Below are 25,644 nucleotides of genomic sequence, written 5' to 3'. Positions count from 1 at the left end.
GTTTCAGACGACCTGCTTGTTACCTTTTGCCCAATGCATTGCGGATTTTTTCATCGGTCTTGTATTGGCTCAACGCGTACACCGCCCACATGGCGGCAGGAATCCAGCCGATTAAGGTGAATTGGAGAATCAGGCAGATGATGCCCGCAATCGGACGGCCGATGGTGAAGAATACGGCAAAGGGCAGGAAGATGGCTAACAGCAGGCGCATGGTGGAAATCCTGAGTTGGAAAGCATTTCAGACGACCTCCACGCAATCCGGAAGGTCGTCTGAAAACGAATTATTCGATGATGAAGAGCGGCTCGCCAAATTCCACAGGCGTACCGTTTTCCACCAGAATTTCTTTAACCGTGCCGGATTTTTCGGCTTCGATTTCGTTCATCAACTTCATCGCTTCGATGATACACAATGTATCGCCGGCTTTGACTTGCTGACCAACTTCGACGAAAGCGGCGGCATTCGGGCCGGGCGCGCGGTAGAACGTACCGACCATAGGCGATTTTTGCGCGTTGGACAGGTCGCGGGCGGCTGGGGCTGCAGGAGCGGGGGCTGCTGCGGCGGCAGGCGCGGCGGCGGGTGCAGGGGCAGGCACCGCTACTTGGGCGGGCGCGGCATAAACGGGAGCCGGAGCGGCGGTGGCGCGGGTGATGCGGACTTTTTCCTCGCCTTCGGTAACTTCGATTTCGGCGATACCTGATTCTTCTACTAAATCAATCAGTTTTTTTAACTTGCGCAAATCCATTTTCGTTCCTTTACGATACGGCCAAAATGTTGTGAAGCGGCCGTGTTTGTTGCGGGATATTTCAGAAAACAACCGGCCTGCGGCAACGGCGCAAGCCGGACGGTATTGGGTTGCATAAAGGGCATTCGCAGGAGCAGAAACCCCGTAAATGAATTTGACTATTTTCCCGAACTTGCCGACAAATGTCTAGCAAAATCTCGAAAAAAGGCGGTTTTTGAACAAAACGGGCAGATTCGGAAAATTCGTCCGAATGTGTATTTTTTCAACGAGTGTTTATTCTAATTTGTTGGTTTATGAAGGGAAAAGGTCGTCTGAAAATTCAGGTGGGGATGCCGATAAACCATTTTGCCCGTTTTCAGACGACCTTTTGACATGAATGGGGATTTAAGAGCGAGAATTTTTTATGAAAGGAGCGATGGATTGGGTTGTAACCTGACTGGCCTTCTGGCTTTTGGCTTATGCGGAAATGAATGGCTACAGTTTGTGCGGTCAGAGATTTATGGTCACGTTGGTAAAAGGTCGTCTGAAAACTGATTTTCAGACGACCTTTTCGCGTTTTGAATTATTCCCCGTCTTTAACCGGATGATCGGGCAAATACACATCGAAGCGGGTGCTTTTGCCCGTGTATTGGTAGGCAGGTTTTTCGCCGTTGAGAAATTCACCGAGGCGCGGGCGTTTGACGACGACACGTTTTTTGGCGATGGCGCGGGCGGCGGCAAGCAGCTCGGCTTCTTCTTGGGCGGCACCGACGACGCTGTGGAAATACGCCATTTCCTTTTTGACGGCGGCGGATTTTTGGCGTTCGGGGTACATGGGGTCAAGGTACACGATGTCGGGGCGCGATTGGGCGGCGAGTTCGCGCATCAATTCGACGGCGTTGCCATAATGGAAAGTCATGCGGCGGGCGATGTCTTGAATTTCAGGCACTTGCAGCGCGCGTTCGAGGCCGTCGGCAAGCAGGCAGGCGACGGCGGGATGCTGCTCGAAAGTGTGGACGCTCAAACCAAGCGAGGCGAGGACGAAACTGTCACGCCCGAGTCCGCCGGTGCCGTCCCAGACGGTCGGTTTGGTTGTGTGGTTGACCGCTTTGGCAATCAGCTCGCCGCCGCCTTTGGTGCGCCGGTATTGGGCTGCGCCGCCGCCGAAGTCGACGCGGACGCGCCCCTTTTCCCCCGCGCGGCACAAGCTGACGCCCTCCGCATCGGCAAGCAGGTATTCGCCGTTGTCAGGCAGGCAGGGCAGGGTAGGGAGGTCGAATTTCTGCGCCAAACGGCGGGCGTGTTCAGTAGCGGTGTCAGAGAAATAGACGGCAGGTATGGTGTGGGTGTGCAAATCTTTTGGGACAGACATTTTTCAGACGACCTTTGATTATGAATTGTCAACAATATGAACTGTATTTTTATTGAACTATCGAATTTTTCACTGCGATTCATTCTCAGATAACGCTATAATATGCCTAAAATTCTTTTGAATCCATCAGCGTTTGTCTTTCCGATGGGCTTTCAGACGACCCTCCTCTTTTTCTTCTCCATTCAGTAAAGGAAAATCATGAGCTTCAAAACCGATGCCGAAATCGCCCAATCTTCCGCCATGCGTCCGATTGGCGAAATTGCCGTCAAGCTGGGTTTGAACGTTGACAATATCGAACCCTACGGCCATTACAAAGCCAAAATCAATCCTGCCGAAGCGTTCAAACTGCCGCAAAAACAAGGCCGTCTGATTTTGGTTACCGCCATCAACCCGACTCCGGCGGGCGAAGGCAAAACCACCGTGACCATCGGTTTGGCGGACGCATTGCGCCACATCGGCAAAGACGCCGTTATCGCCCTGCGCGAGCCTTCTTTGGGGCCTGTGTTCGGTGTCAAAGGCGGCGCGGCGGGCGGCGGCTATGCCCAAGTTTTGCCGATGGAAGACATCAACCTGCACTTCACCGGCGACTTCCACGCCATCGGTGCGGCGAATAACTTGCTCGCCGCCATGCTCGACAACCACATCTACCAAGGCAACGAGTTGAACATCGACCCTAAACGCGTGCTGTGGCGGCGCGTGGTCGATATGAACGACCGCCAGTTGCGCAACATCATCGACGGCATGGGCAAACCCGTTGACGGCGTGATTCGTCCCGACGGCTTCGACATCACCGTCGCCTCCGAAGTCATGGCGGTATTCTGCCTCGCCAAAGACATCAGCGATTTGAAAGAGCGTTTGGGCAACATCCTCGTCGCCTACGCCAAAGACGGCGGCCCCGTTTACGCCAAAGATTTGAAAGCCCACGGCGCGATGGCGGCATTGCTCAAAGACGCCATTAAGCCCAACTTAGTGCAAACTATTGAAGGCACGCCCGCCTTCGTACACGGCGGCCCCTTCGCCAACATCGCCCACGGCTGCAACTCCGTTACCGCCACCCGACTGGCGAAACACCTTGCTGATTACGCCGTAACCGAAGCAGGCTTTGGCGCGGATTTGGGTGCGGAAAAATTCTGCGACATCAAATGCCGCCTTGCCGGTTTGAAACCCGACGCAGCCGTCGTCGTCGCCACCGTCCGCGCCTTGAAATACAACGGCGGCGTAGAACGCGCCAACCTCGGCGAAGAAAACCTCGAAGCCTTGGCAAAAGGCCTGCCCAACCTGCTGAAACACATTTCCAACCTGAAAAACGTATTCGGCCTGCCCGTCGTCGTCGCCATCAACCGCTTCGTGTCCGACTCCGATGCCGAATTGGCCATGATTGAAAAAGCCTGCGCCGAACACGGCGTCGAAGTTTCCCTGACCGAAGTGTGGGGCAAAGGCGGCGCGGGCGGCGCGGATTTGGCGCGCAAAGTCGTCAACGCCATCGACAACCAACCCAATGAATTCCGCTTCGCCTACGATGTCGAGTTGAGCATCAAAGACAAAATCCGCGCCATCGCCCAAAAAGTGTACGGCGCGGAAGACGTCGATTTCAGCGCAGAAGCATCCGCCGAAATCGCCTCGCTGGAAAAACTGGGCTTGGACAAAATGCCCGTCTGCATGGCGAAAACCCAATATTCCCTCAGCGACAACGCCAAACTCTTAGGCTGCCCCGAAGGTTTCCGCATCACCGTGCGCGGCATCACCGTTTCCGCCGGCGCAGGCTTCATCGTTGCCCTGTGCGGCAACATGATGAAAATGCCCGGCCTGCCCAAAGTCCCCGCCGCCGAGAAAATCGACGTGGACGCAGACGGCGTGATCCACGGCTTGTTCTGATTTGAATCGGCAGTGAAATAAAACGGCAAAGAGGTCGTCTGAAAACGGGTTTCAGACGACCTTTTATTATTTGAAACGGTTTAAACTCAACCGCGACGACCCGTAGCGTGGGCTTCACCCGCGAATCTTCCTCTGATGAAAATAGTCGTCTGAAACGATAGAGCAAACCCGCCACATTCGTTTTCAGACGACTATTTTTATGGTTTTTCATCTTAGCCCTGCTTTTGTAAATGCGTTTGCTTTTATAGTGAATCTGTCTTTTCAGACGACCTCCCGCCTTGCCAACCGCCCGCCCATCCAGCACCACTGCCCCGCCCGTCCGAAACGCGTTATACTTCCCAATTAACTGTCCGACCCACCCGCTTCAGGAGAACACCATGCCCGAACAAAACCGCATCCTCTGCCGCGAACTGAGCCTGCTCGCTTTCAATCGCCGCGTTTTGGCGCAGGCGCAGGATGAAAACGTGCCGCTTTTGGAACGTTTGCGGTTTTTGTGCATCGTCTCTTCCAACCTCGACGAATTTTTCGAGGTACGCATGGCGTGGCTCAAACGTGCGCAAAAAATGAATCCGCACGAGCGTTTGGACAACGGCACCACGCCGTCCGAAACCATCGCCGCCGTCGCCGCCGAAGCTCACTCTCTAATACAGGAGCAATACCGCCTGTTCAACGAAGTCTTGCAGCCCGAACTGGGCAAACAAGGCATCCACTTCTACCGCCGCCGCAACTGGACGCAAGGACAACAGAAATGGATTGAGCAGTATTTTGACGCCGAACTGTTGCCCATCCTCACCCCCATCGGACTCGACCCGTCGCACCCCTTCCCGCGCCCGCTGAACAAATCGCTCAACTTCGCCGTCGAACTTGAAGGCACGGACGCATTCGGCCGCCCCTCCGGCATGGCGATTGTGCAAGCCCCGCGCATCCTGCCGCGCGTCGTCCCCCTGCCCGCCGAATTGTGCGACGGCGGTAGCGGCTTCGTCTTCCTTTCCTCCATCCTGCACGCCCACGTCGGCAAACTCTTCCCCGGCATGACGGTCAAAGGCTGCCACCAGTTCCGCCTCACCCGCGACAGCGACCTGACCGTCGATGAAGAAGACCTCAAAAACCTGCGCGCCGCCATTCAAAACGAATTGCACGACCGCGAATACGGCGACGGCGTGCGCCTCGAAGTCGCTGACACCTGCCCGCCCCACATCCACGACTTCCTGCTCGCCCAGTTCAAACTCACCTCCGCCGAGCTTTACCAAGTCAAAGGCCCGGTCAACCTCGTGCGCCTCAATGCCGTGCCCGATTTGGTTGACCGTCCCGATCTCAAGTTTCCCGCACGCGGGGCAGGTCGTCTGAAAGCATTGCGCAAGAACGGTTCGATTTTCAAACTGGCGAAACAATCGCCCATCCTGCTGCACCATCCGTATCAGTCCTTTGACCCCGTCGTCCACATGATACGCGAAGCCGCCGCCGACCCCGCCGTCCTCGCCGTCAAAATGACCATCTACCGCACCGGCAGCAATTCCGAACTCGTCCGCGCCCTGATGAAAGCCGCCCTTGCCGGCAAACAAGTCACCGTCGTCGTCGAACTCATGGCGCGTTTTGACGAAGCCAACAACGTCAACTGGGCACAGCAGCTTGAAAACGCAGGCGCGCACGTCGTTTACGGCGTATTCGGCTACAAAATCCACGCCAAAATGGCACTCGTCATCCGCCGCGAAAACGGCGCGCTCAAACGCTACGCCCACCTCGGCACCGGCAACTACCACCAAGGCACATCGCGCATTTACACCGACTTCGGCATCATCACCGCCGACGACCAAATCACCGCCGACGTGAACACCATCTTTATGGAAATCACAGGCTTGGGCAAACCGGGTCGTCTGAACAAGCTCTACCAAAGCCCGTTTACCCTGCACAAAATGGTCATCGACCGCATCGAGCGCGAAATCCAACACGCCAAAGCAGGCAAGCCTGCCCGCATCCGCGCCAAAATGAATTCGCTGATTGAACCGAGCGTCATCGACGCCCTCTACCGCGCCAGCAGCGCAGGTGTACAAATCGACCTCATCGTGCGAGGCATGTGTATCCTGCGCCCCGGCGTCAAAGGCCTGTCCGAAAACATCCGCGTCCGCTCCATTATCGGCAGACAGCTCGAACACTCCCGCGTGTACTGCTTCCACAACAACGGCGCGGACGATACCTTCATCTCCAGCGCAGACTGGATGGGGCGCAACTTCTTCCGCCGCATCGAAGTCGCCACCCCCATCACCACGCCCGAACTCAAAGCCCGCGTCATCCGCGAAGGCATCGAAATGGCGCTGCAAGACAACACCCGCGCCTGGCTGATGCAGCCCGACGGCAGCTACCTCCGCGCCCGCCCCGAAAACGGCGAACCCGCATTCAGCCTGCAAGAAAGCTTGTGGGAAATGTACGGCAGATAAAGCGAGGGCGGTATTAAAATGAAGGCCGTCTTTGAATATTTCATGAAGGCAGAAGGATTCGAACCGTGCCTGCACGGCAATAACGGAATGGGTGATTTTTAGGTTCATACACTATAAAAGGTCGTCTGAAATACTTAAAGATAGGGTTTCAGACGACCTATCCACACCCAGCCGTAGCGTGGGCTTCGCCCACGAAAAAAACAATACTATTTATCGCCCGACTCGGAAACCAAGCCATCGATTTCATGGGCAAAGCCCACGCTACGATCCGCGGCAGGTATCGCAGTGCTCTACCCGCCACCCCGCCGAATTTATAGTGGATTAACTTTAAATCAGGACAAGGCGACGAAGCCGCAGTCAGTACAGATAGTACGGTAAGGCGAGGCAACGCCGTACTGGTTTAAAATTAATCTACTATACCTGTCAAGGAAGTTTTTTGTGGTACTCAGTGAGAAAGTTCTTTGCTTCTCTTAGACTCACGTTACTCCACCATAAAAGTTAAAAAGGTCGTCTGAAACCCGTAATCACATGGGTGAACTGCACCCCAAAAGTTGGACACATCCCCTCCAACTCACAAGGTGCAGTTTTTTTATGACCAAATATACATTACACTTCAAATACCAAGCCGTACTCCACTACCTGCACATACGCAGCCAACAGCGTACCGCAGACCACTACGGCATTTCCCGAACCCACCTGAGACGATGGATACGCGCCTATCAAGAAGGCGGTATCGGCGCACTCGAACATCCCCAATCCAAAACCATGCCCCAACACCGCAAAAACCCCTTCATCGCAGATAAACCCGACCAAGAAAAAACACAGGCAGAGCTTATTGAAGAGTTGTGCTATATGCGCGCAGAGGTCGCCTACCTAAAGGAGTTAAAAGCCCTCAGCCAAAAGCGGACCGAAAAGGACAAAGCCAAACCGTCCAAACACTGAGGGCGCAACACCCGCTCAAATACCTACTGCACATCGCAAACCTGCCCAAAAGCAGCTTTTACTACCATCACCAAGACCGACCCGATCCCGACGAAGCCGACAAAGCCCTCCTTGTCGAAACCTACCGGCGGCATAAAGGACGCTACGGACAAAGGCGCATTGCCGCAGCATTGGGTTGGAACCGCAAAAAAGCGGCGCGGTTGATGAAGCAGTTGGAACTGAAAGCCCTCATACGGGCGAAAAAAGCCTACCGCCATCCCGCCATGGGCGAGATATCGGAACACCTCCTCAAACGCCGGTTCAAAGCCCGAAAGCCCAACGAAAAATGGCTGACCGACGTTACCGAACTCAAAGGGAAGGACGGCAAACTGTACCTATCGCCGATATTGGACCTGTTCAACCGCGAGATCGTCGCCTACGCCATGAGCCGCAGAGCCGACAGCGAAATGGTGAAGGAAATGCTCGAAAAAGCCGCCCCCCGTCTGACTGATAAAGGAACGATGCTTCATTCGGACCAAGGTGTGCTGTACCGTACGGCGGGGTATAGGGAATTGCTTGCGGAGCATTCCATGGTTCAAAGCATGTCGCGAAAGGCGAACTGTTGGGACAATGCGCCGATGGAAAGCTTCTTTGCGGTGTTGAAGACGGAGTGTTTCTATAACGCAGGTGAATTGACGGTAGATGAATTGATGAAGCAGATAGATGACTATATGGATTACTACAACCGGGAGCGTTGCAGTTTGAAATTGAAAAAGCTGAGTCCTGTCGCATACAGAACCCAGCTTGCACAGAGCGCCTGAATAGGCTTTTATGAGTGTCCAAGATTTGGGGGCCAGTTCAGGGTTTCAGACGACCTTTTATCTTTCCCGTCCGCTTTTCAGACGACCTCACAGCAAAAACATCGTTGCCAGCCCCAAGAAAATCAGAAAACCGCCGGAATCCGTTACCGCCGTAATCAGCACCGAGCTGCCCAAGGCGGGGTCGCGTCCGAATTTATCCATGATGACTGGGATGAGTACGCCGACCGAAGCGGCAAGCAAGAGGTTCAGCGTCATTGCGGCGACCATCACCAAGCCGATGCCGATGCTGCCGTACAGCAGCCATGACACCACGCCCATGACCGTTCCCCAGATGATGCCGTTGACCAGAGCGACGCCGACTTCTTTTTTCAACAAGCGTCCCGCCTGCATTCCCGTCAACTGCCCCATCGCCATCGCGCGGACAATCATGGTGATGGTTTGGTTGCCGGAGTTGCCGCCGATGCCGGCAACGATGGGCATCAGCGCGGCGAGTGCGACGATTTTTTCGATACTGCCTTCAAACGCGCCGATAACGCGGCTGGCGAGAAAGGCGGTGCAGAGGTTGACGGCAAGCCACATCCAGCGGTTTTTCACCGAATCCCAGACAGGCGCAAACAAATCTTCCTCTTCCTGCAAACCCGCCATGTTCAACATATCCGCTTCCGATTCTTCGCGGATAACGTCCACCATCTCGTCGATGGTAATCCTGCCGATGAGCTTTTTGTTTTCATCGACCACGGGCGCGGTAACCAAGTCATAACGTTCAAACGCCTGCGCCGCTTCTTCCACGTCGTCTTCGGGCCGGAAGCGCACGACTTCGGTCGCCATCACGTCCGCCACCAAGTCTTCGGGATCGGCAACCAAAAGTTTGCGGATGGGCAGCACGCCTTGCAGGATGTCGTTTTCATCGACCACAAAAATCTTATCAGTATGGTCAGGCAGGCTCTCGAAACGGCGCAGGTAACGCAGCACCACTTCGCAGGCAACGTCGGCGCGGATGCTGACTAACTCGAAGTCCATAATCGCACCGACTTGGTTGTCTTCATACGACATCGCCGCCTTGACTTGGGCGCGCTCTTCCTCATCGCGCGTCTGCAAGGCTTCATAGACCACTTGGTGCGGCAAATCGCCCGCCAGCTCCGCCAGTTCGTCCGCGTCCAAGTCATCGACCGCCGCCAACAGCTCGTCTTTGTCCATCGACTCGATCAGCGTTTCGCGCACCGCATCGGAGACTTCCAGCAACACTTCGCCGTCGTCTTCAGGCGTGACCAACAGCCAAACGATATTACGCTCGCGCGGCGGCAACGACTCCAACACCGCCGCCACGTCGGCAGGGTGCAGCTCGTTCAAAAGGACGGTCAGCTCGGTAAATTTCTCGCGCAACGCCTCGTCCTCAATCGGCACGCCTTCCTCAATCTGCGGGAAGGCGGGCGAGAGGATTTCGCACAGCGCGTGGATACGGTCGAAATCGGCGGAAACGCGCTCTACGTCGCTTTCGATACCGTCGTTTTCAAGGTTCGGAGGGGTTTGTTCGATGCTCATAAATGCTCCGCCCGCCGGATGCGGGAGGGCATTTCGGCGGGATGGTTATCGTGTATTTCGGGATAAACCGGAAGGGAAGTTCAGTAAAAACGAACTGGGAAGGTCCATAATAAAAGCCTGCTGATTCAGGCGTCGTGTTGGAAACGGGGCGTATTTTACCCTGTTTTAGGGCGGTTTACTATTTTAAACGGTGAATTGAAAAAGGTCGTCTGAAAACTGTCTGTGGGGATTTTTCTCTTTTTCGGGCAAAAGGCAGGGAATGTATTCTGTAAATAGGGGAAAAGAAAGTTTGCCGTTATGTTTGATGTAAGACAGGTTTGGGACGTGCAACGGTTGTCTGTTTGCTGCCGTCGTGGATAGAATGGGGAAATTTTGCGTACGGGCAACATGACGCTTTCCCGTGCTTATCAGAACTACGCTTTCAGACGACCCCTTCCTTAATTTTTCGAACGCCCGATTGTAAAGATAAATGAACGAATAGGGCTGGTTTGGGTCAATGCTTAAATGGTTTTATTGCTTTCTTTACAAAAAAACGAAAGGACTACCTCATGTCGGACAATACGCAACCTACGCGGCAGGGCTTGCCCTCGCTGCCGAAAAGCACGATTTGGATGCTCAGTTTCGGTTTTCTCGGCGTTCAGACGGCCTTTACCCTGCAAAGCTCGCAGATGAGCCGCATCTTCCAGACGCTCGGCGCCGACCCGCACAGCCTCGGCTGGTTCTTTATCCTGCCTCCTTTGGCGGGGATGCTGGTACAGCCGATTGTCGGCCATTACTCCGACCGCACTTGGAAGCCGCACTTGGGCGGCCGCCGTCTGCCGTATCTGCTTTACGGCACGCTGATTGCGGTCATTGTGATGATTTTGATGCCGAACTCGGGCAGCTTCGGCTTCGGCTATGCGTCGCTGGCGGCTTTGTCGTTCGGCGCGCTGATGATTGCGCTGTTGGACGTGTCGTCAAATATGGCGATGCAGCCGTTTAAGATGATGGTCGGCGACATGGTCAACGAAGAGCAGAAAAGCTACGCCTACGGGATTCAGAGCTTCTTGGCGAATACGGGCGCGGTTGTGGCGGCGATTCTGCCGTTTGTGTTTGCGTATATCGGTTTGGCGAATACTGCCGAGAAAGGCGTCGTGCCGCAGACCGTGGTCGTGGCGTTTTATGTGGGCGCGGCGTTGTTGGTGATTACCAGCGCGTTCACGATTTTCAAAGTGAAGGAATACGATCCGGAAACCTACGCCCGCTACCACGGCATCGACGTGGCGGCAAATCAGGAAAAAGCCAACTGGTTCGAACTCTTGAAAACCGCGCCTAAAGCGTTTTGGACGGTCACTCTGGTGCAGTTTTTCTGCTGGTTCGCTTTCCAATATATGTGGACTTATTCCGCTGGCGCGATTGCGGAAAACGTCTGGCACACGACCGATGCGTCTTCCGTAGGCTATCAGGAAGCGGGCAACTGGTACGGTGTATTGGCGGCGGTGCAGTCGGTTGCGGCGGTGATTTGTTCGTTTGTATTGGCGAAAATCCCCAACCGATACCTTAAGGCGGGTTATTTCAGCTGCCTGGCTTTGGGCGCGCTCGGCTTTTTCTCCGTATTCTTCATCAGCAACCAATACGCGCTGGTGTTGTCTTACATCTTAATCGGTATTGCTTGGGCGGGCATCATCACTTATCCGCTGACGATTGTAACCAACGCCTTGTCGGGCAAGCATATGGGCACTTATTTGGGCTTGTTCAACGGCTCCATCTGTATGCCTCAGATTGTTGCTTCGCTGTTGAGCTTCATGTTGTTCCCGATGATGGGCGGTTTGCAGGCCAATATGTTCTTGGTAGGGGGCGTCGTCCTGCTGCTGGGCGCGTTTTCCGTGTTCCTGATTAAAGAAACACACGGTGGCGCATAATTTTCTTCATTTATCGGCAGGAGGGTCGTCTGAAACTTCTGCCGACGCTTTATTTGATTTAAGTAAGGCGAACCGTATTTCAAAACGGTTTGCCATAAAACCATCAAAACAGGAGCTTTACGATGTATACAAGAATCATGGAAGTCAGCCCTTGGACGCTGCGTTCGGCAAAACTGGAAAAAGAACACAAACGGCTGCAAGAGAGCCTGACCAGCTTGGGCAACGGCTATATGGGTATGCGCGGCAGCTTTGAGGAAACCTATTCTGCCGACAGCCACTTGGGCACCTACATCGCCGGCGTGTGGTTCCCCGACAAAACCCGCGTCGGCTGGTGGAAAAACGGCTATCCCAAATATTTCGGCAAAGCCATCAACGCGCTCAATTTCAGTAAAGTCAGAATCTTTGTCGACGGGCAGGAAGTGGACTTGGCGAAAAACGACGTTGCCGGCTTCTCCGTCGAACTCGATATGCAGCACGGCGTGTTGCGCCGCTCGTTCACCGTATTCGGCGTGCGTTTCGATGTGTGCAAATTCCTGTCCGTCGCGCAAAAAGAGCTGGCGGTTATCCGCTGGGAAGCTGTGTCCGTCGACGGCAAAACCCACCAAGTCCGCATTGATTCCATCATCGACGCCGATGTGAAAAACGAAGATTCCAACTACGAAGAAAAATTCTGGCAGGTATTGGACAAAGGCGTTTCATACGACCGCTCCTACATTGCCACCCAAACCGTCGCCAATCCCTTCGGCGTGGAACAATTTATCGTCAACGCCGAACAAACCTTTGCCGGCAGCTTCAAAGCCCTCGGCGGCAGCCAAACCGACTGGCAGGTCTCCAATTCTTTCGAAGCCGAAGTCGGCAGTACGCCCGAAACCTTTGAAAAACGCGTGATTGTTACCACCAGTCGCGATTATCAGGGCTTGGAAGCGGTGAAAGCCGCAGGCCGCGCCTTGTCGGAAAAAATCGCAGGCGTTGCGTTTGAAACCTTGCTGGAGGCGCACAAAGCAGGCTGGCTGCACCGTTGGGAAATCGCCGACGTGGTTATTGAAGGCAGCGACGAAGCGCAACAAGGCATCCGCTTCAACCTGTTCCAACTGTTCTCCACCTACTACGGCGAAGACGCGCGCCTGAACATCGGCCCGAAAGGCTTTACCGGCGAAAAATACGGCGGCGCGACCTATTGGGACACCGAAGCCTACGCCGTGCCGCTCTACCTCGCACTGGCGGAACCCGAAGTTACCCGCAACCTGCTGCAATACCGCCGCAACCAACTGCCGCAGGCGCAACACAACGCGCGCGAACAGGGCTTGGCGGGCGCACTCTATCCGATGGTAACGTTTACGGGTATTGAGTGCCACAACGAATGGGAAATCACCTTCGAGGAAATCCACCGCAACGGCGCGATTCCTTACGCCATCTACAACTACACCAACTACACCGGCGACGAAAGCTATCTTGCCAAAGAAGGCTTGGAAGTCTTGGTCGAAGTGTCCCGCTTCTGGGCGGACCGCGTCCACTTCTCCAAACGCAACGGCAAATACATGATTCACGGCGTAACCGGCCCGAACGAATACGAAAACAACATCAACAACAACTGGTACACCAACACCCTCGCCGCATGGGTATTGGACTACACCCGCGAAGCCTTGGCGAAATATCCGCGTCCGGATTTGAATGTGAGTGCCGCCGAGCTGGAAAAATGGGCGGACATCAGCGCCAATATGTACCGTCCGCATGACGAAGAACTCGGCGTATTCGTGCAACACGACGGCTTCCTCGACAAAGACATCCGCCCCGTGTCCGCGCTTTCGCCCGACGATTTGCCGCTCAACCAGAAATGGTCGTGGGACAAAATCCTGCGTTCGCCCTTCATCAAACAGGCGGACGTATTGCAAGGCATCTACTTCTTCGGCGACCGTTTCAACATGGACGAAAAACGCCGCAACTTCGACTTCTACGAACCGATGACCGTGCACGAAAGCTCGCTGTCGCCGTGTATCCACGCCATCCTCGCCGCCGAACTGGGCAAAGAAGAAAAAGCCGTGGAAATGTACCAGCGCACCGCCCGCCTGGACTTGGACAACTACAACAACGACACCGAAGACGGCCTGCACATCACCTCCATGACTGGCTCGTGGCTCGCCATCGTCCAAGGTTTCGCCCAAATGAAAAACTGGGGCGGCAAACTCAGCTTCGCACCGTTCCTGCCGAGTGCGTGGACAGGCTATGCCTTCCACATCAACTACCGCGGCCGTCTAATTAAAGTCGCCGTCGGCAAAGAAAACGTCGTCTTCACCCTGCTCAAAGGCGAACCGCTCGAATTGCAGGTGTACGGTAAAGACATCACGCTCAACGGCAGCCACACCGTCGCGTTGGAAAAATAAGGAGGGCGAAAAATGACTTTTACCGCAGTCCTGTTTGACCTCGACGGCGTCATCACCGACACCGCCGAATACCACTACCGCGCATGGAAAAAACTCGCCGAAGAACTGGGCATCAGCATCGACCGCAAGTTTAACGAGCAGCTCAAAGGCGTGTCGCGCGACGATTCGCTCAAACGCATCCTTGCTCACGGCGGCAAAACCGTCGGCGAAGCCGAGTTCGCCGAACTGACCCGCCGCAAAAACGACAACTACTTGGAGATGATTCAGGCAGTCAAACCCGAAGACGTGTACCCCGGCATTTTGCCGCTGCTGGAAGCATTGAAAGCAAACGGCAAAAAAATCGCCCTCGCGTCCGCCAGTAAAAACGGCCCGTTCCTGCTGGAACGCATGGGGCTGACCCACTTCTTCGACGCCGTCGCCGACCCCGCCGCCGTCGCGCATTCCAAACCCGCCCCCGACATCTTCCTCGCCGCCGCCGAGGGCGTGGGCGCGGACATCCGCCACTGCATCGGCATCGAAGACGCCGCCGCAGGTGTCGCCGCCATCAAAGCTTCCGGAGCCTTGCCCATAGGCGTGGGCAAAGCCGAAGACTTGGGCAGCGACATCGCGCTGGTGTCCGGCACCGCCGAGCTGACCTACGCCTACCTGCAAAACGTGTGGGCACAGTCGGGCAGGTAAAGCGCGTCAGGTAAAGTTGTTAAGGAAGTAAAAAGGTCGTCTGAAAACCTGAATTTTGGTTTTCAGACGACCTTTCTCATTGGAAAAATATTTCTAGCGTTTCAAAGCCAATGTCAATACGCCCGCTGTAACCAGCCCCAGCCCAATCCATTCCTGAGTGCTGGGGCGTTCGTCCAAAAAGACCACCGCCATCAGCGCAACCAATACCAAGCTGAATTTATCGACGGGGGCGACTTGCGAAGCGTTGCCCAGTTGCAGGGCTTTGAAGTAGGCGAGCCAAGATGCGCCGGTGGCGAGGCCGGAGAGAATCAGGAAGGTCCAATTTCTTCCTGTAAACCCGTTCACACCCTGCCATTTGCCGGTATAGGTCAGGAACAAGACCAGCGCGGCAAGGATGACCAGCGTGCGGATGAAAGTGGCAAAATCTGAATCGATGCCCTGCAAACCCATTTTGGCGAAAATTGCCGTCAACGAAGCGAAACCTGCGGAAGCCAATGCCCAAAAAAGCCATGCGTTGCCGCTCATGTTTTTCCTTTCTGAATCAAAATCCGATCTTATGGGGGATGGGAGAGATACTATTTGACGTCCCCATATTATATCCATCCGATGATGCGAATGTTTCCCATCATACCACCGGATAGGATTGCTTTAAACGGAAAAGGCCGAATCCCTGACTTCGGGTTCGGCCATTTTGAAGGTGAGAGATTATCTGAAATTTTATCGGCGGTATTGGGCGGAATCTATTTTCAGACGACCTAATTGTCTATCAGATAACTTTTTCTTTAAATTCTGGCTTTTTGTCGATAAAGCCGTCAATCGGCGCATAGCCGAGGAAGTCGGCGTTTTCATCCATGACGACAATCCAGTTTTTGATTTTCCCGCTGGTAAGCGGCAGGAAAAATAGAGGTTTGTCGGCTTGTTTGACGGAGGTGGCTTTGAGGATGTCCGCTTCGCTCATGTTTCGGGCGATGGCGAGTTCTGCCAAAGGTTTCATCGCACTGCGGATTTTCGCACGTTCGGCAGGACTGTCGGGCTGCCACCAATTCGGGCGCATACTCGGTTCTATGCCTTTGAGGGAAAGGCTGAGGCTTTCGTTGGCTTCTTCGACGGTTGCAGGATCGCGCAGGGCGACGCGTTCGATGCCGAACCACGGCAGTTGACGCATTTTTTCGGGGGCTTTGGCTAAATCCGCTTCGTCGATTTCAGCGGCGGTAACAATGTTGATACGGTCTTTTTCAAAGGCTGCAACGACAGGGCGCGCTAAGGAAACGCTGTGCAAGCCGTAAACCAGCGCGGCGATCTGGATGATGCCGACCAAAGAAAAGTCGGTAATGCGTTCGCGCAGTTTTTTCTTAGGGCTGGCGAGAACCAGTGTCAGTAGAGGGCCGCAGACAATATCGACCGAGACGACGAGTGTGTACAAATTCAATCCGCCCGTCAGTTCTGAGTAGGGGTAGGGATACCAAACGGCGAAGACCAAAAGTGCCGCGAGGCCTGCAAGAATCAGGCTGACGACAAGATGCCAGCCCGCGTTTTTGAGGGCAAAACGCCAACGGGAGGGAGTTTGGGTATTTTCCATTTGTTATTTCCGTAATGTAATTATTGAGGGAATTATTTTTGAAGGTCGGTATTATATATGAATATGACCGACAACATAGAGTTTCATGGTGCAAAACGTGAGGGATGTGGTGTGGCAGCAAAAAAGTTGAATAAAAAGGTCGTCTGAAAACGGATTTAGGTTTTCAGACGACCTTTTTATGTTATCTGCTTAACCCAAAACCGACGGCACGAATCGGGCGATGGTATCGCGCAGGACGATGAGTTTGCCGTGGAAGAAGTGGGATGAGCCGGCAATGGTGATGACGGGCAAACCTTGCGGTTCCGCCCAAGTCAGGGCTTTATTGATTTCGACAACTTCGTCCTCCGCGCCATGAATCATCAGGGTTTTGGATACATCGGGGACGGAGGCAGGCTCAGGACGGTCAGTGTAGTGGTGTACTGCCGCGCCGATGAGCAGCAGCAAATCCGGTTCGCGCTCTTGGGCGGCGAAGGTGGCGACATAGCCGCCGAAGGAGAAACCTGCCAATGCGAACAGTTCGGCTTCGGGGTGTTGCGCGCGGGCATAGTCGATGACGGCGATACAGTCTTGCGTTTCGCCGCGTCCGTAATCGTGTGTGCCTTCGCTGTTGCCTACGCCGCGCAGGTTGGGCAGGTAACAGTGAAAACCGAGCTGAGATAAGGCTTTGGCGGCGGTTTGGATGACTTTGTTGGTGTTCGTGCCGCCTTGCAGCGGGTTGGGATGGTTGATGACTGCCACGCCGCGTGCAGGTGTTTGCACGGCTGGAAGATAGATGGTTTCGAGCAGCCCTGCGGGGCCTGCGATTTGGATGATGTCGGGTTTTTGCATGGGAGGTTTCCTTGGGGGGTGGTGTTTGGGTATGGGCATATGTTGTTGCCCGCAAGAGGTCGTCTGAAAACTGGGAATTCGGGTTTCAGACGACCTCTTGTTGTGTGATTTGTGTTACCACATCAATACTTTGGGCATGGGCGTTACTTCGTAACCGTCTTTGCGCAGCAATTCGATCAAGCCTTGTTCGGACATCAGGTGCATGATGCCGACGGCGAACAGCGTGCTTTTTTCGGCGGATTGGGCTTTGATTTCAGGCAGCCATTTCAAATTGCGGCCGACCAATAAGTCGTTTTGAAACCAGTTCAGCATCAAAGGGGCAATTTCGGGGTATTTTTTCAGGGATTGCTGTTCGTATTTTTCATGGGTATCGGCGTAACTGTCAAAGTTGCCGCTTTCGTAAAGACCGTACATTTCATGGGTTTGTTCGAGAAAGTCTTGGTTGTCGTCCGTTGTTGTTTTCAAAATACGGATGATGGTTTCTTCGGGAAAGGCGGAAAAACTTTCCGCTAATTGAGGCATGGTTTCGAGGAAGCGGCGCGGCTTGCCTGCTTTTTGGGCTGCCTTGGAAAGCAGCATATCCACGCCTGTCGTGGAGCTGTATTCGGCGGGGTAGACGCTTTGGGCAAATAGGAATGCCGCCCAAGGCTTCATACCGTCAACAGCTTCCGCCAAGGGAGCGGTTTCGGGATTTATGCGGAAGGCCTCTTGCAGGGCTTGGAAAGTCTTATCGCCGAGCTTGGCTTTCAGGGATTTGGTGTCGGTGGCTTGGTTGAAAAACTGTTGGTATTGTTGTTGCGTTTCCGGATTTTCTTCCGGCAATACGTCGGTTTCCGTGGTCAGTTGTTCGACGGAGGCAAGCAGGTTTTCGGCTTCTTTCGATAGGACGGCTTCTTTTTTGCCGATGTGGATGGTGCCGGCAAGGTAAGAGTCGGGCTGTCCTGCCTTACTGATTTTCCAAACGTTGCTGGACAGTTGCGGTACCGACCAGTCGACAGACGCAGCGGAAGCGGTTTTGATTTTTTCATCGGAAGCAGTATGTTCTGCCTCGGGTTGGCAGGCGGTCAGGGTAAGGAGGGTAAAGCCTGCGGCAAGGAGGGAAAGGAATGGGCGCATGAAATTTCCTCTGAAAGATACGGGCAACGGGATGATGTGCAATGTATAGTGGATTAACTTTAAACCAGTACGGCGTTGCCTCGCCTTGCCGTACTATCTGTACTGTCTGCGGCTTCGTCGCCTTGTCCTGATTTTTGTTAATCCACTATATTTGAATGGTTGCAATACGCTAATCTGACAAGCAAGGTCGTCTGAAAAGGGATATGGGTTTCAGACGACCTTTATCTGCCGGATTCGGCCACTCTATTTCTGATGTTCCGCCAGTTTCAGGTAAACGCCGGCAACGTCTTGTTCGCCGTAACCTGCTGCGACGGCTTGACGGTAGCTCTCGGCAACGGTTTCAACGGCGGGCAGCGAATTGCCTGCCTGTTTCAATTCGTTGACAGCGAGATTGAGGTCTTTGGAGGCGTGTTTGAGGGCGAAGGCGGGCGGGAATTTACGGTTTGCCCACAGGGATTTTTTGGTTTGGAACATGGGCGAATCCATGGCAGAACCGCCGACGGCTTCGATGATGGTGTCGGTATCGATGCCGAATTGCCGCGCCATCAGCATGGCTTCGCTGTATGCCTCGCCGAAAATGCCCAAGAGCGAATTGAGCACGAGTTTCGCGCCGGAGCCTTTGCCGACGCTGCCGAAGTGGAAGGTTTTTTTGCCGAGGATGCCGAATACTTTTTGCAGCGGATTTAAAACATCCTCTTCGCCGCCGAAGAGAATCAGCAGCGTGCCGTTGGTGGCGGGGACAACCGAGCCGGAGACGGGGGCTTCGGCGAACTGTCCGCCCACCGCCTCGACGATGGCTTTGACGGCGAGGTTTTCTGACGGGGCGATGGTGCTCATGTTGACGATGATTTTGCCGTCAAGCTCTTTGCGGGTGTCTTCGTCGAGGATATCGAGGATGGCGGCGTAGTCGGAAACCATCAGAAAAATAACGGGATAAGCGCGGATAAGTTCGGCGCGGCTTGGGTAAACTTTCGCACCTTTGGTTTGCAAGTCGGCGGTTTTATCGGGTGAGCGGTTGTAAACACCGACTTCGATGCCCGCATCGAGCAGGCGCGTTACCATCGGATTGCCCATCTGCCCCAGGCCGATCCAGCCGATTTGAGTGTATTCATTGTTTGACATGGTGTTTGCTCCCTTGTTGGTTTGATTTGCCATCATATCGGTTTGAAGGTCGTCTGAAAAGTTTTGAAGGTTTACAGACGGTCTTTTTTGGGGAATATAGTGGATTAACTTTAAACCAGTACGGCGTTGCCTCGCCTTGCCGTACTATCTGTACTGTCTGCGACTTCGTCGCCTTATCCTGATTTAAATTTAATCCATTATACAAATGAGAACATCCGCCGCTATTCCTTTGCAAACAGGAATAGCGGCGGATTGGTGTTTTCTATAACTATGCTGTTTTTTCTTTTCAGACGACCTTTCGGATCAGTATCGGATATCGACGGTTACCTTGTCTTTATATTCGCCCGGGGTGTAGTCGGTGTTTTTTACTTCTGCCGAGATGGTGTGAATTTGGCTGTTGCCGTCGCCGGTAGATTTCAACGCGCTGCCTGATCCCGAAGGATTGTTGCCCCATAGGTGGGCGTTTGTATGGGTACCCTTTTTGAGGCGGTAGGGGACTTTGTCAGTATTGGCTGGGTTGGTGGATTTCATCTCGCCGCTGCCTTCCTGATTACCGTTGGAAGGAATCAGACCGACGGTGTAGGGCGTGCCGTTGGTGCAGCGGACGGTAAGGTTGCCCGACTGTTTCAGGTTGGTGCTGCCCGCGGTGTGTGTGCCGAAGTCGATGTCGTCGGCGGAGATGAATTCGCAGACGGGTGCAACATGGGCTTGGACGACAAAAGGGAAGCGTTGTCCTGTATTCAAGTCGTTTCCGCAATCTGAAGGGTCAGGAGTACCATAACGTTCTGCCTTCCAGTTTAATACGGTGGAGTTGCCGGTAAAGTCTGCAATGTAATAATCCGAAGCCGTAGTGGGGATGGTGTTGCTTTGCCCGCTGACTAATCTAGCTCTGATGGGGATACTGCCAGTAAAGGTGCCCTTTAGCCCGATACGCATGACACCTGTTCCGACACTGCTGGGGGTGTTTGGCGTGTTACCCGTTCCCCAGTTGGTATTATCGGATTTAAGTAAGGATAGTTGCAGTGTTTGGGCGTTATTTCTGCTATGAACTATTCTCCGGGGGTATATATGTTTGTAAACCCTCTCCCTCCGTCAATATTGAAGCACAAGCGTACTTTTACAGTATAGATGTCATTATTGGTGCATTGGTAGTGGATGGTGGCTTGAATATCTTCCGGCTGGTTGTTGTTTAGAAGGTTGATCCCATTGCTTTGACTTCCGAATACTAAGGCAGGATGACCTTTGAAAGTTCCGTTGCCTTGTACCGTCGCTGTGCATTGTACAAACCTGCCGGCTACACCGCTGTTTGCCCAAGCTTGCCCTGCGGACAGGGACAGCAGTCCGAATACGGCAGGCAATGTCATTTGTCGGAAAAGACGGTTTGCGGTTTTCAGAGGACCTTTCTTTATATTTATCTGCATATGATGTCTCCCAGTTCCGGGATGGAATCCGGATTGTGTGTTTCAGGGTAGTTCGCCTCAAATGTGCAAGTGCCGCCGTTTTCGGGGAGGATAACGGTGAAGCGGTTTCTGCCTTCTTTCATGTTTTCAATATATGTTTTGCCGTCGAAGCCGGTTACGGCTGCCGGTGTGCCGTCTTCGGCAGTAATGCTGCCGCCGCTCGGGAGTAATTGGTTTTGTGCGTCTTTCAGCGTCATGGTGGCGGCGCGGGTATGCTGGATTTTGAATTCGACGCGCATGCCCGAGCGTTCGGGCGGGGCGATTTCGGCGACGGTGTGTTCAAGCTGGACGTCCAGCGGCAACTCGGCAATATCGACGCTGACGGTGTTTTTTTGGTAGGCGGAGAGGCTGGGGATCAGTGCCAACCCTTTGCGGTTGGTTTTGCCTACGGGCATGCCGCCTGCGCGGATGGGGACGTCCGCCATATCGCCGGTGCTGACGATGGCGAAACTGTCGTTGACTTGGCGGGTGGCGAAGATACTGCCGCCCATGAGGACGAGGCCGCCCCTCCAGCCTGCGTTCCAGTTGCTGTTGCCGCTTTGGCTGTAAACGTTTGCCCAACCGTCGCCGTAGGTATTTTGATGGCGGATGTTGCCGTTGAAGGTATTGCTGCGGCTGCCGTTTGCGTTGTCGTTTTGCTGCCAGCCTATGCCCCAGCTGGTACTGCCCATGCCGCTGCTGGTTTTGTTCAGGGTTGCTTGGTAGCTGTTGTTGTGTTTGTTTTTGCTGATGCCTGCGGAGGTCGAATAGCCGTTGTCGAGGCTAACGGAGAGGCCTGCGTGGAAACTCAGTTCACGTTTGTTGCGGAAGTTTTTATTGGCGCCGGCGTAGAGCGAGGCGCTTTTTTTGAAGCTACGGCTCCAGCCGAATGAGCCTATGCCGTCGGCGGGACTGCCTTCGGTGTGGGAATGGACGTAGGATAGGCTGAATGAGCCGAGTTTGTCGCTGCTCCAGCCTGCGGATGCGGAGGCGGATGTGGCGGGGTGGCGTGTGGCTTTGAAAAAGTCTGCGCCGTATGCGGTATCGCCCAGTTCGGCAAATTGTCCGTTGGTGCGGCTTGCGCCTGCGCTGAGGGAAAGTTTGTCCCATTGGGTGCTGAAAAACGCGCTGCCGCGTCGTCCTGTTTTGCCTGCGAAGCGGCTTTCGGCGTAGGTAAGATTGAGTTGTCCGAGCGAACCCAATACGGTATCGGCGGCAATGCCCGCCTGACGGTAGCCGCGTGCGGCTTCGCCGTGGATTTGGGCGGTCAGGGTATTGCTGACGCCGTAACGCAGCGTGCCGGAGGCGGCGGGGTCGGATTGGTATTTGGCGGAACGGATGCCGTAATCGCGGCGGACGTAGCCTGCTTCAAACGACCATTCGTTCAAGCCTTTTGCCAAAAGTCCGCTGCCGCCGTAAAGCGGCATATCGACGACGACGGTGCGCCCCAGTACGTCGGTGGCGACGACTTGGGCGTTGCTGCGGCCGCTGATGGACGGCGGCAGGATGAGTTCGTATTCGCCCGCTTCGATGTCGCGACTCATTTGTTTGACGCCGTCGAGGTAGAGATCGACCGTGCCGGGCAGGGTGCTTTTGCCTAGGTAGGAGCGCAGCGGGGCGGTTTGTTTCCACGGGCGGGTGTTGTAAGTGCGGGAGATTTTAATGCCGCCGATGCGTGTGCCTCCCCATGAGCCGATTTGTCCGGTCAGGGTATCGCCCACGGTCAGTGATATGCCTTGTTCGGGCCAGACGGTGCGCCAGTAGGTATCCAGGCGGGCGGTGTTGCCGCGGGAGCCGCTTTCTTTGTTGCGGCTACGGTTGGCAAATTGGGTGTGGTTCAGATAGCCCCAAGGTGTGCTCAGGCGCATTTCGCCGAAAACGCCCTGCGTGCCGTTGCCGGAGCGGTTGCGCGAGATATTGGCGTCATAGTTCAGAACGGCGGCAAAGCCGGGTTTGGCGATGGCGTAGCGGTTTTCCTGCGGTGCGCCGATTCGGGCGGTTTTCAGGTCGGGCTGCCATTCGAGGGGGCGGTGAGATCAAGGGTTTGCGCGGCGGCATCGTATTTCGCCTGCAAGCCGGGGATGGCGGAGAGTTCGAACCATACGCCCGCGCCGGGTGTGGACGCGCCGTCCTGAATTTCAGGCACGACACCGTTTTTGCCTGCTTCGGCAGCTTCTGCGTCGGGCAGGGCAATGCCGTAGGCGCGCAGGGATTCGGGACGCGCATACAGCACGCCGTTACGCGACATGAAGGGTTCGATACCGTCGCGTATGCTGCCGTTGACTTTGACCTGAGGGTAAACGGTCAGCCATGCCTGCTCGTAGGCAGCAGGCGCCGCCTGCGTCAGGATGTCTTGAGCAGGGGAGGGCAGGGCGTAGAAACACAGCATCAACGCGGCACTCAGCCGGGTGAGCCGTGTCCTTAGGTCATGGGGCGGCAAACCGTACCTCCGTTTGGATCGGCATACCGTTTACCGTGGCATTCAGACGACCTTGGTTCAGAGAGGCGGGGGAAACTTCCAATTCGCGTTTCCAAGTGTTGCCCGGCAGGACGTAGCCCGCCAGACCGCTTGCCAGCGTCAATGGGTCTTTGGCGGAGGTCGTCTGAAAAGTAATATTGCTCAGTTGTGCATGGGCATTGCCCGTGTTTTCGGCAACCAAAACCGCTTTGCCGTTCGCGGTTTTTTCCGCGCGCCATTGCAGTTTCGGTTCGGCATTGTTTTGAACGTTGACAAACAGCGGCAGCGAATAGCGCATCACCAACTGAATGCCTTTTCGTGGTTTCGCATCGGGAGCGGGCAGCTCGTCCACAATCAGGCGGTAGGCTTCTTCAGCCTGTTTGTCAGACGGTTTGACGCGCATCACGCGGAACTGCTGCTGCGCACCCGCTTCCAGTTTGACCATGGGCGGGCTGGCAATGACGGCATCGGTAGGTTCGAGTACCTCACCGCCGTTTGCGTTCTGCGTCCAGCGGAATACGCGCACCTGAGCCGTCAACGGCTCTGTACCCTTATTTCCCAAAGTAAAAATGCCCGCCCGCTGTTTGGCGGGCAGGGAAAGAGATGTCGGACTGACTTGCAAGCCGGCGGCATGGCTCTGTAAAACCGCTGCCGCCGTCAGCATACCGACAAGTGTGCTGATTGCTTTTTGCATGAGTATTTTTTTAGTTATTTTGTTTTGAGGATGTTATTACCAAGACAAGGTTACTTTTACGCGGTCTTGATAACGGTCGAGATATTTGTCCAGAGAATCTGCAGGAACTCGAGCAAGTACTGGAATGACCATAGGTGAGTCATAACCTTTACCGTACAAGCTCAAAGTATTGCTATTGCTATCATTGCCCCATTTGTTGGCATCTGAATAGTCTGTAGAAGCGGTAACGGTATTTTGCCAAGAGCCTGCAGAGGAAACAGTGGGTTTGTAGAGTTGGTAGCCGATTTCGTCGGTGTTTCCAGTTGTAACACCTTTCATCAGACCTTCGCCGGTGGAACCAGGTTTATTTATTGATTCCAAGGCAATATTAAACGGCATATTTTTACTACAGGTTACTTTAATACCACTTGTGGTTGTACCTCTGCTTGTTCCATCAACAGTAGTGGCTCCGGATTTGGCTACATGTTCGCCAAAATTGATGTCGGCCCCATTAGTGATTGCATCACCATTTTGTTTTGCGGTAGCTTCGGCAAGGGCTGCGCTGCCACCAGCTACTTCAACGGCTTCACATTGCCCTGTCAGGTTGATTGTAACGTTAAAATTACCAGTAGAGGTGGTGACAGCCATTGCAGTATTGCCCATCATCATGAGAGAAGCCAGAGCCAGAGAAGTTAAAGTAAAACGGGTTTTCATCGGAATTTATCCTTATGTGAGTTTAGATGTGTATTGACACAGTCTCCGTAATATTTTCTGTGTAATGCTTATACAGTAGGCTTTTGTGCCTGAACGGTATATATGACATTATTATGATTTGTGATTATTGTTGCAACTGTTATTGTTTTATATTTTATAAGTTCCTGTGTTTTTTGTAAATTTTGTATTATTTTTTGTTGTTTTTTTGCAAAGTGAAAGGCTTGGTCGGTTGATTAAAAAGATAAAAGGTCATCTGAAGGCGGTATTCAAGGTTTGCGGGGTTTTGACATCAGATTGATTTGAAAACCCGGAAATGTCGGAACGGTATGCGGGAAACGCCGCATTGAAAGGCAAGGTCGTCTGAAAGCATTTATAATCCGTCTTTTCAGATGACCTTTTGAACATCCGTTCTCTCAATCAAATTGACCTTATGAAACCCAAATTCATCACTCTGGACGGCATAGACGGCGCGGGCAAATCGACCAATCTTGCCGTTATCCGCCAATGGTTCGAATCCCGCGACCTTCCTGTATTGTTTACCCGCGAGCCGGGCGGTACGCCTGTCGGCGAGGCTTTGCGCGAAATTTTGTTGAACCCTGAAACCAAGGCGGGATTGCGCGCGGAGACGTTGATGATGTTTGCCGCGCGGCAGCAGCATCTTGAAGACGTTATCCTGCCTGCGCTGGCAGACGGCATTCATGTCGTTTCCGACCGTTTTACTGATGCGACTTTCGCGTATCAGGGCGGTGGGCGCGGCGTGCCCCTTCAGGATATTGAAACGCTGGAAAATTGGGTGCAGGGCGGGTTTGGTCCTGATTTGACGTTGCTGCTGGACGTGCCGCTGGAAGTGTCGATGGCGCGTATCGGACAGACGCGCGAGAAGGACCGTTTCGAGCAGGAGCAGGCGGATTTTTTCACCCGCGTGCGTGCTGTTTATCTCGAACGCGCCGCCGCGCATCCCGAACGCTACGCGCTTATCGACGGCAACCGGAGTTTGGAAGAGGTGAGGGCGGATATCGAACATGCATTGGCGCGCAGTTTCGGTATGGATGTTTAAAACCGAATGA

General features: G+C 54.2%; 22 protein-coding genes and 2 pseudogenes. 8 read left to right on the top strand and 16 right to left on the bottom strand.

Annotated features, from left to right (window positions below):
* Positions 1-19 precede the first annotated feature (19 nt).
* The 4 genes and pseudogenes from NM96_09060 to NM96_09045 all read right to left on the bottom strand — a co-directional run bounded on the left by NM96_09060 (position 20) and on the right by NM96_09045 (position 2,061).
* Positions 20-211 carry a YqaE/Pmp3 family membrane protein gene (locus tag NM96_09060; protein AVR79463.1) on the bottom strand — a complete coding sequence of 64 codons (192 nt, stop codon included), beginning with the start codon at positions 209-211 and terminating at the stop codon, positions 20-22.
* A gap of 70 nt (positions 212-281) precedes the next feature.
* A complete protein-coding gene (locus NM96_09055) occupies positions 282-743 on the bottom strand; it encodes an acetyl-CoA carboxylase biotin carboxyl carrier protein (GenBank protein ID AVR79462.1) in 462 nt (153 codons plus the stop codon).
* Positions 725-939: pseudogene (locus NM96_09050) on the bottom strand (acetyl-CoA carboxylase). The gene NM96_09055 and the pseudogene NM96_09050 overlap by 19 nt, the downstream one beginning before the upstream one ends.
* Before the next feature lie 366 nt (positions 940-1,305).
* Complete coding sequence (locus NM96_09045; protein AVR80308.1) at positions 1,306-2,061, bottom strand: 16S rRNA methyltransferase; 756 nt, start codon at positions 2,059-2,061, stop codon at positions 1,306-1,308.
* Positions 2,062-2,292: 231 nt separating this feature from the next.
* Between NM96_09045 and NM96_09040 the strand changes: the two genes are divergently transcribed.
* The 4 genes from NM96_09040 to NM96_09025 all read left to right on the top strand — a co-directional run bounded on the left by NM96_09040 (position 2,293) and on the right by NM96_09025 (position 8,146).
* Positions 2,293-3,969 carry a formate--tetrahydrofolate ligase gene (locus NM96_09040; GenBank protein ID AVR79461.1) on the top strand — a complete coding sequence of 559 codons (1,677 nt, stop codon included), beginning with the start codon at positions 2,293-2,295 and terminating at the stop codon, positions 3,967-3,969.
* A gap of 377 nt (positions 3,970-4,346) precedes the next feature.
* A complete protein-coding gene (ppk1, locus tag NM96_09035; GenBank protein ID AVR79460.1) occupies positions 4,347-6,404 on the top strand; it encodes a polyphosphate kinase 1 in 2,058 nt (685 codons plus the stop codon).
* A 528-nt stretch (positions 6,405-6,932) separates the two neighbouring features.
* Positions 6,933-7,346 carry a transposase gene (locus NM96_09030; protein AVR79459.1) on the top strand — a complete coding sequence of 138 codons (414 nt, stop codon included), beginning with the start codon at positions 6,933-6,935 and terminating at the stop codon, positions 7,344-7,346.
* Positions 7,347-7,516: 170 nt separating this feature from the next.
* Positions 7,517-8,146 (top strand): hypothetical protein, encoded by a 630-nt coding sequence (locus NM96_09025; protein AVR79458.1) that lies wholly within the window; start codon positions 7,517-7,519, stop codon positions 8,144-8,146.
* Between the two features lie 87 nt (positions 8,147-8,233).
* On the opposite strand, the gene mgtE is transcribed toward NM96_09025, so the two are convergent.
* Positions 8,234-9,688, bottom strand: a complete 1,455-nt coding sequence (gene mgtE, locus NM96_09020) for a magnesium transporter (GenBank protein AVR79457.1) — start codon at positions 9,686-9,688, stop codon at positions 8,234-8,236.
* A gap of 548 nt (positions 9,689-10,236) precedes the next feature.
* Between mgtE and NM96_09015 the strand changes: the two genes are divergently transcribed.
* The 3 genes from NM96_09015 (at position 10,237) to pgmB (ending at position 14,648) form a co-directional block, all read left to right on the top strand.
* Complete coding sequence (locus tag NM96_09015; GenBank protein AVR79456.1) at positions 10,237-11,589, top strand: MFS transporter; 1,353 nt, start codon at positions 10,237-10,239, stop codon at positions 11,587-11,589.
* 122 nt (positions 11,590-11,711) lie between these two features.
* Positions 11,712-13,970 carry a glycoside hydrolase family 65 protein gene (locus tag NM96_09010; protein ID AVR79455.1) on the top strand — a complete coding sequence of 753 codons (2,259 nt, stop codon included), beginning with the start codon at positions 11,712-11,714 and terminating at the stop codon, positions 13,968-13,970.
* Between the two features lie 12 nt (positions 13,971-13,982).
* Positions 13,983-14,648: a beta-phosphoglucomutase gene (pgmB, locus tag NM96_09005; GenBank protein ID AVR79454.1), complete on the top strand. Its 666-nt coding sequence runs from the start codon at positions 13,983-13,985 to the stop codon at positions 14,646-14,648.
* Between the two features lie 93 nt (positions 14,649-14,741).
* Here pgmB and NM96_09000 read toward each other — a convergent pair whose 3' ends face one another.
* From NM96_09000 to NM96_08950, 11 genes and pseudogenes are all read right to left on the bottom strand, one after another.
* The gene (locus NM96_09000) at positions 14,742-15,173 is read right to left on the bottom strand and encodes an EamA family transporter (protein AVR79453.1); all 432 of its coding nucleotides are present in this window, start codon (positions 15,171-15,173) and stop codon (positions 14,742-14,744) included.
* Positions 15,174-15,414: 241 nt separating this feature from the next.
* The gene (locus NM96_08995) at positions 15,415-16,227 is read right to left on the bottom strand and encodes a fimb protein (GenBank protein ID AVR79452.1); all 813 of its coding nucleotides are present in this window, start codon (positions 16,225-16,227) and stop codon (positions 15,415-15,417) included.
* A gap of 189 nt (positions 16,228-16,416) precedes the next feature.
* On the bottom strand, positions 16,417-17,055 hold the full coding sequence (locus tag NM96_08990; protein ID AVR79451.1) for an alpha/beta hydrolase: 639 nt from the start codon (positions 17,053-17,055) through the stop codon (positions 16,417-16,419).
* A 114-nt stretch (positions 17,056-17,169) separates the two neighbouring features.
* Positions 17,170-18,171 (bottom strand): TraB/GumN family protein, encoded by a 1,002-nt coding sequence (locus NM96_08985; protein AVR79450.1) that lies wholly within the window; start codon positions 18,169-18,171, stop codon positions 17,170-17,172.
* 243 nt (positions 18,172-18,414) lie between these two features.
* A complete protein-coding gene (locus tag NM96_08980; GenBank protein AVR79449.1) occupies positions 18,415-19,293 on the bottom strand; it encodes a hydroxyacid dehydrogenase in 879 nt (292 codons plus the stop codon).
* Positions 19,280-19,498: a hypothetical protein gene (locus NM96_08975; GenBank protein AVR79448.1), complete on the bottom strand. Its 219-nt coding sequence runs from the start codon at positions 19,496-19,498 to the stop codon at positions 19,280-19,282. Before NM96_08975 ends, NM96_08980 begins: the two co-directional genes overlap by 14 nt.
* A gap of 98 nt (positions 19,499-19,596) precedes the next feature.
* Positions 19,597-20,037: a hypothetical protein gene (locus tag NM96_08970; protein ID AVR79447.1), complete on the bottom strand. Its 441-nt coding sequence runs from the start codon at positions 20,035-20,037 to the stop codon at positions 19,597-19,599.
* Between the two features lie 305 nt (positions 20,038-20,342).
* Positions 20,343-20,714, bottom strand: a complete 372-nt coding sequence (locus tag NM96_08965; protein AVR79446.1) for a hypothetical protein — start codon at positions 20,712-20,714, stop codon at positions 20,343-20,345.
* Positions 20,705-23,121 (bottom strand): annotated as a pseudogene (locus tag NM96_08960) (fimbrial biogenesis outer membrane usher protein). Before NM96_08960 ends, NM96_08965 begins: the two are co-directional and overlap by 10 nt.
* A gap of 37 nt (positions 23,122-23,158) precedes the next feature.
* The gene (locus NM96_08955) at positions 23,159-23,884 is read right to left on the bottom strand and encodes a molecular chaperone (protein ID AVR79445.1); all 726 of its coding nucleotides are present in this window, start codon (positions 23,882-23,884) and stop codon (positions 23,159-23,161) included.
* A 36-nt stretch (positions 23,885-23,920) separates the two neighbouring features.
* Positions 23,921-24,577 carry a spore coat protein SpoU gene (locus NM96_08950; protein AVR79444.1) on the bottom strand — a complete coding sequence of 219 codons (657 nt, stop codon included), beginning with the start codon at positions 24,575-24,577 and terminating at the stop codon, positions 23,921-23,923.
* A gap of 430 nt (positions 24,578-25,007) precedes the next feature.
* Here NM96_08950 and NM96_08945 point away from each other — a divergent pair, with 430 nt between their 5' ends.
* Positions 25,008-25,634, top strand: a complete 627-nt coding sequence (locus NM96_08945; protein ID AVR80307.1) for a dTMP kinase — start codon at positions 25,008-25,010, stop codon at positions 25,632-25,634.
* Positions 25,635-25,644: the final 10 nt, after the last annotated feature.

Source organism: Neisseria mucosa, from assembly GCA_003028315.1.
In the GTDB taxonomy this organism is placed as follows: Bacteria; Pseudomonadota; Gammaproteobacteria; order Burkholderiales; family Neisseriaceae; genus Neisseria; species Neisseria mucosa.
This window is presented reverse-complemented; position numbering and strand designations above follow the sequence as displayed.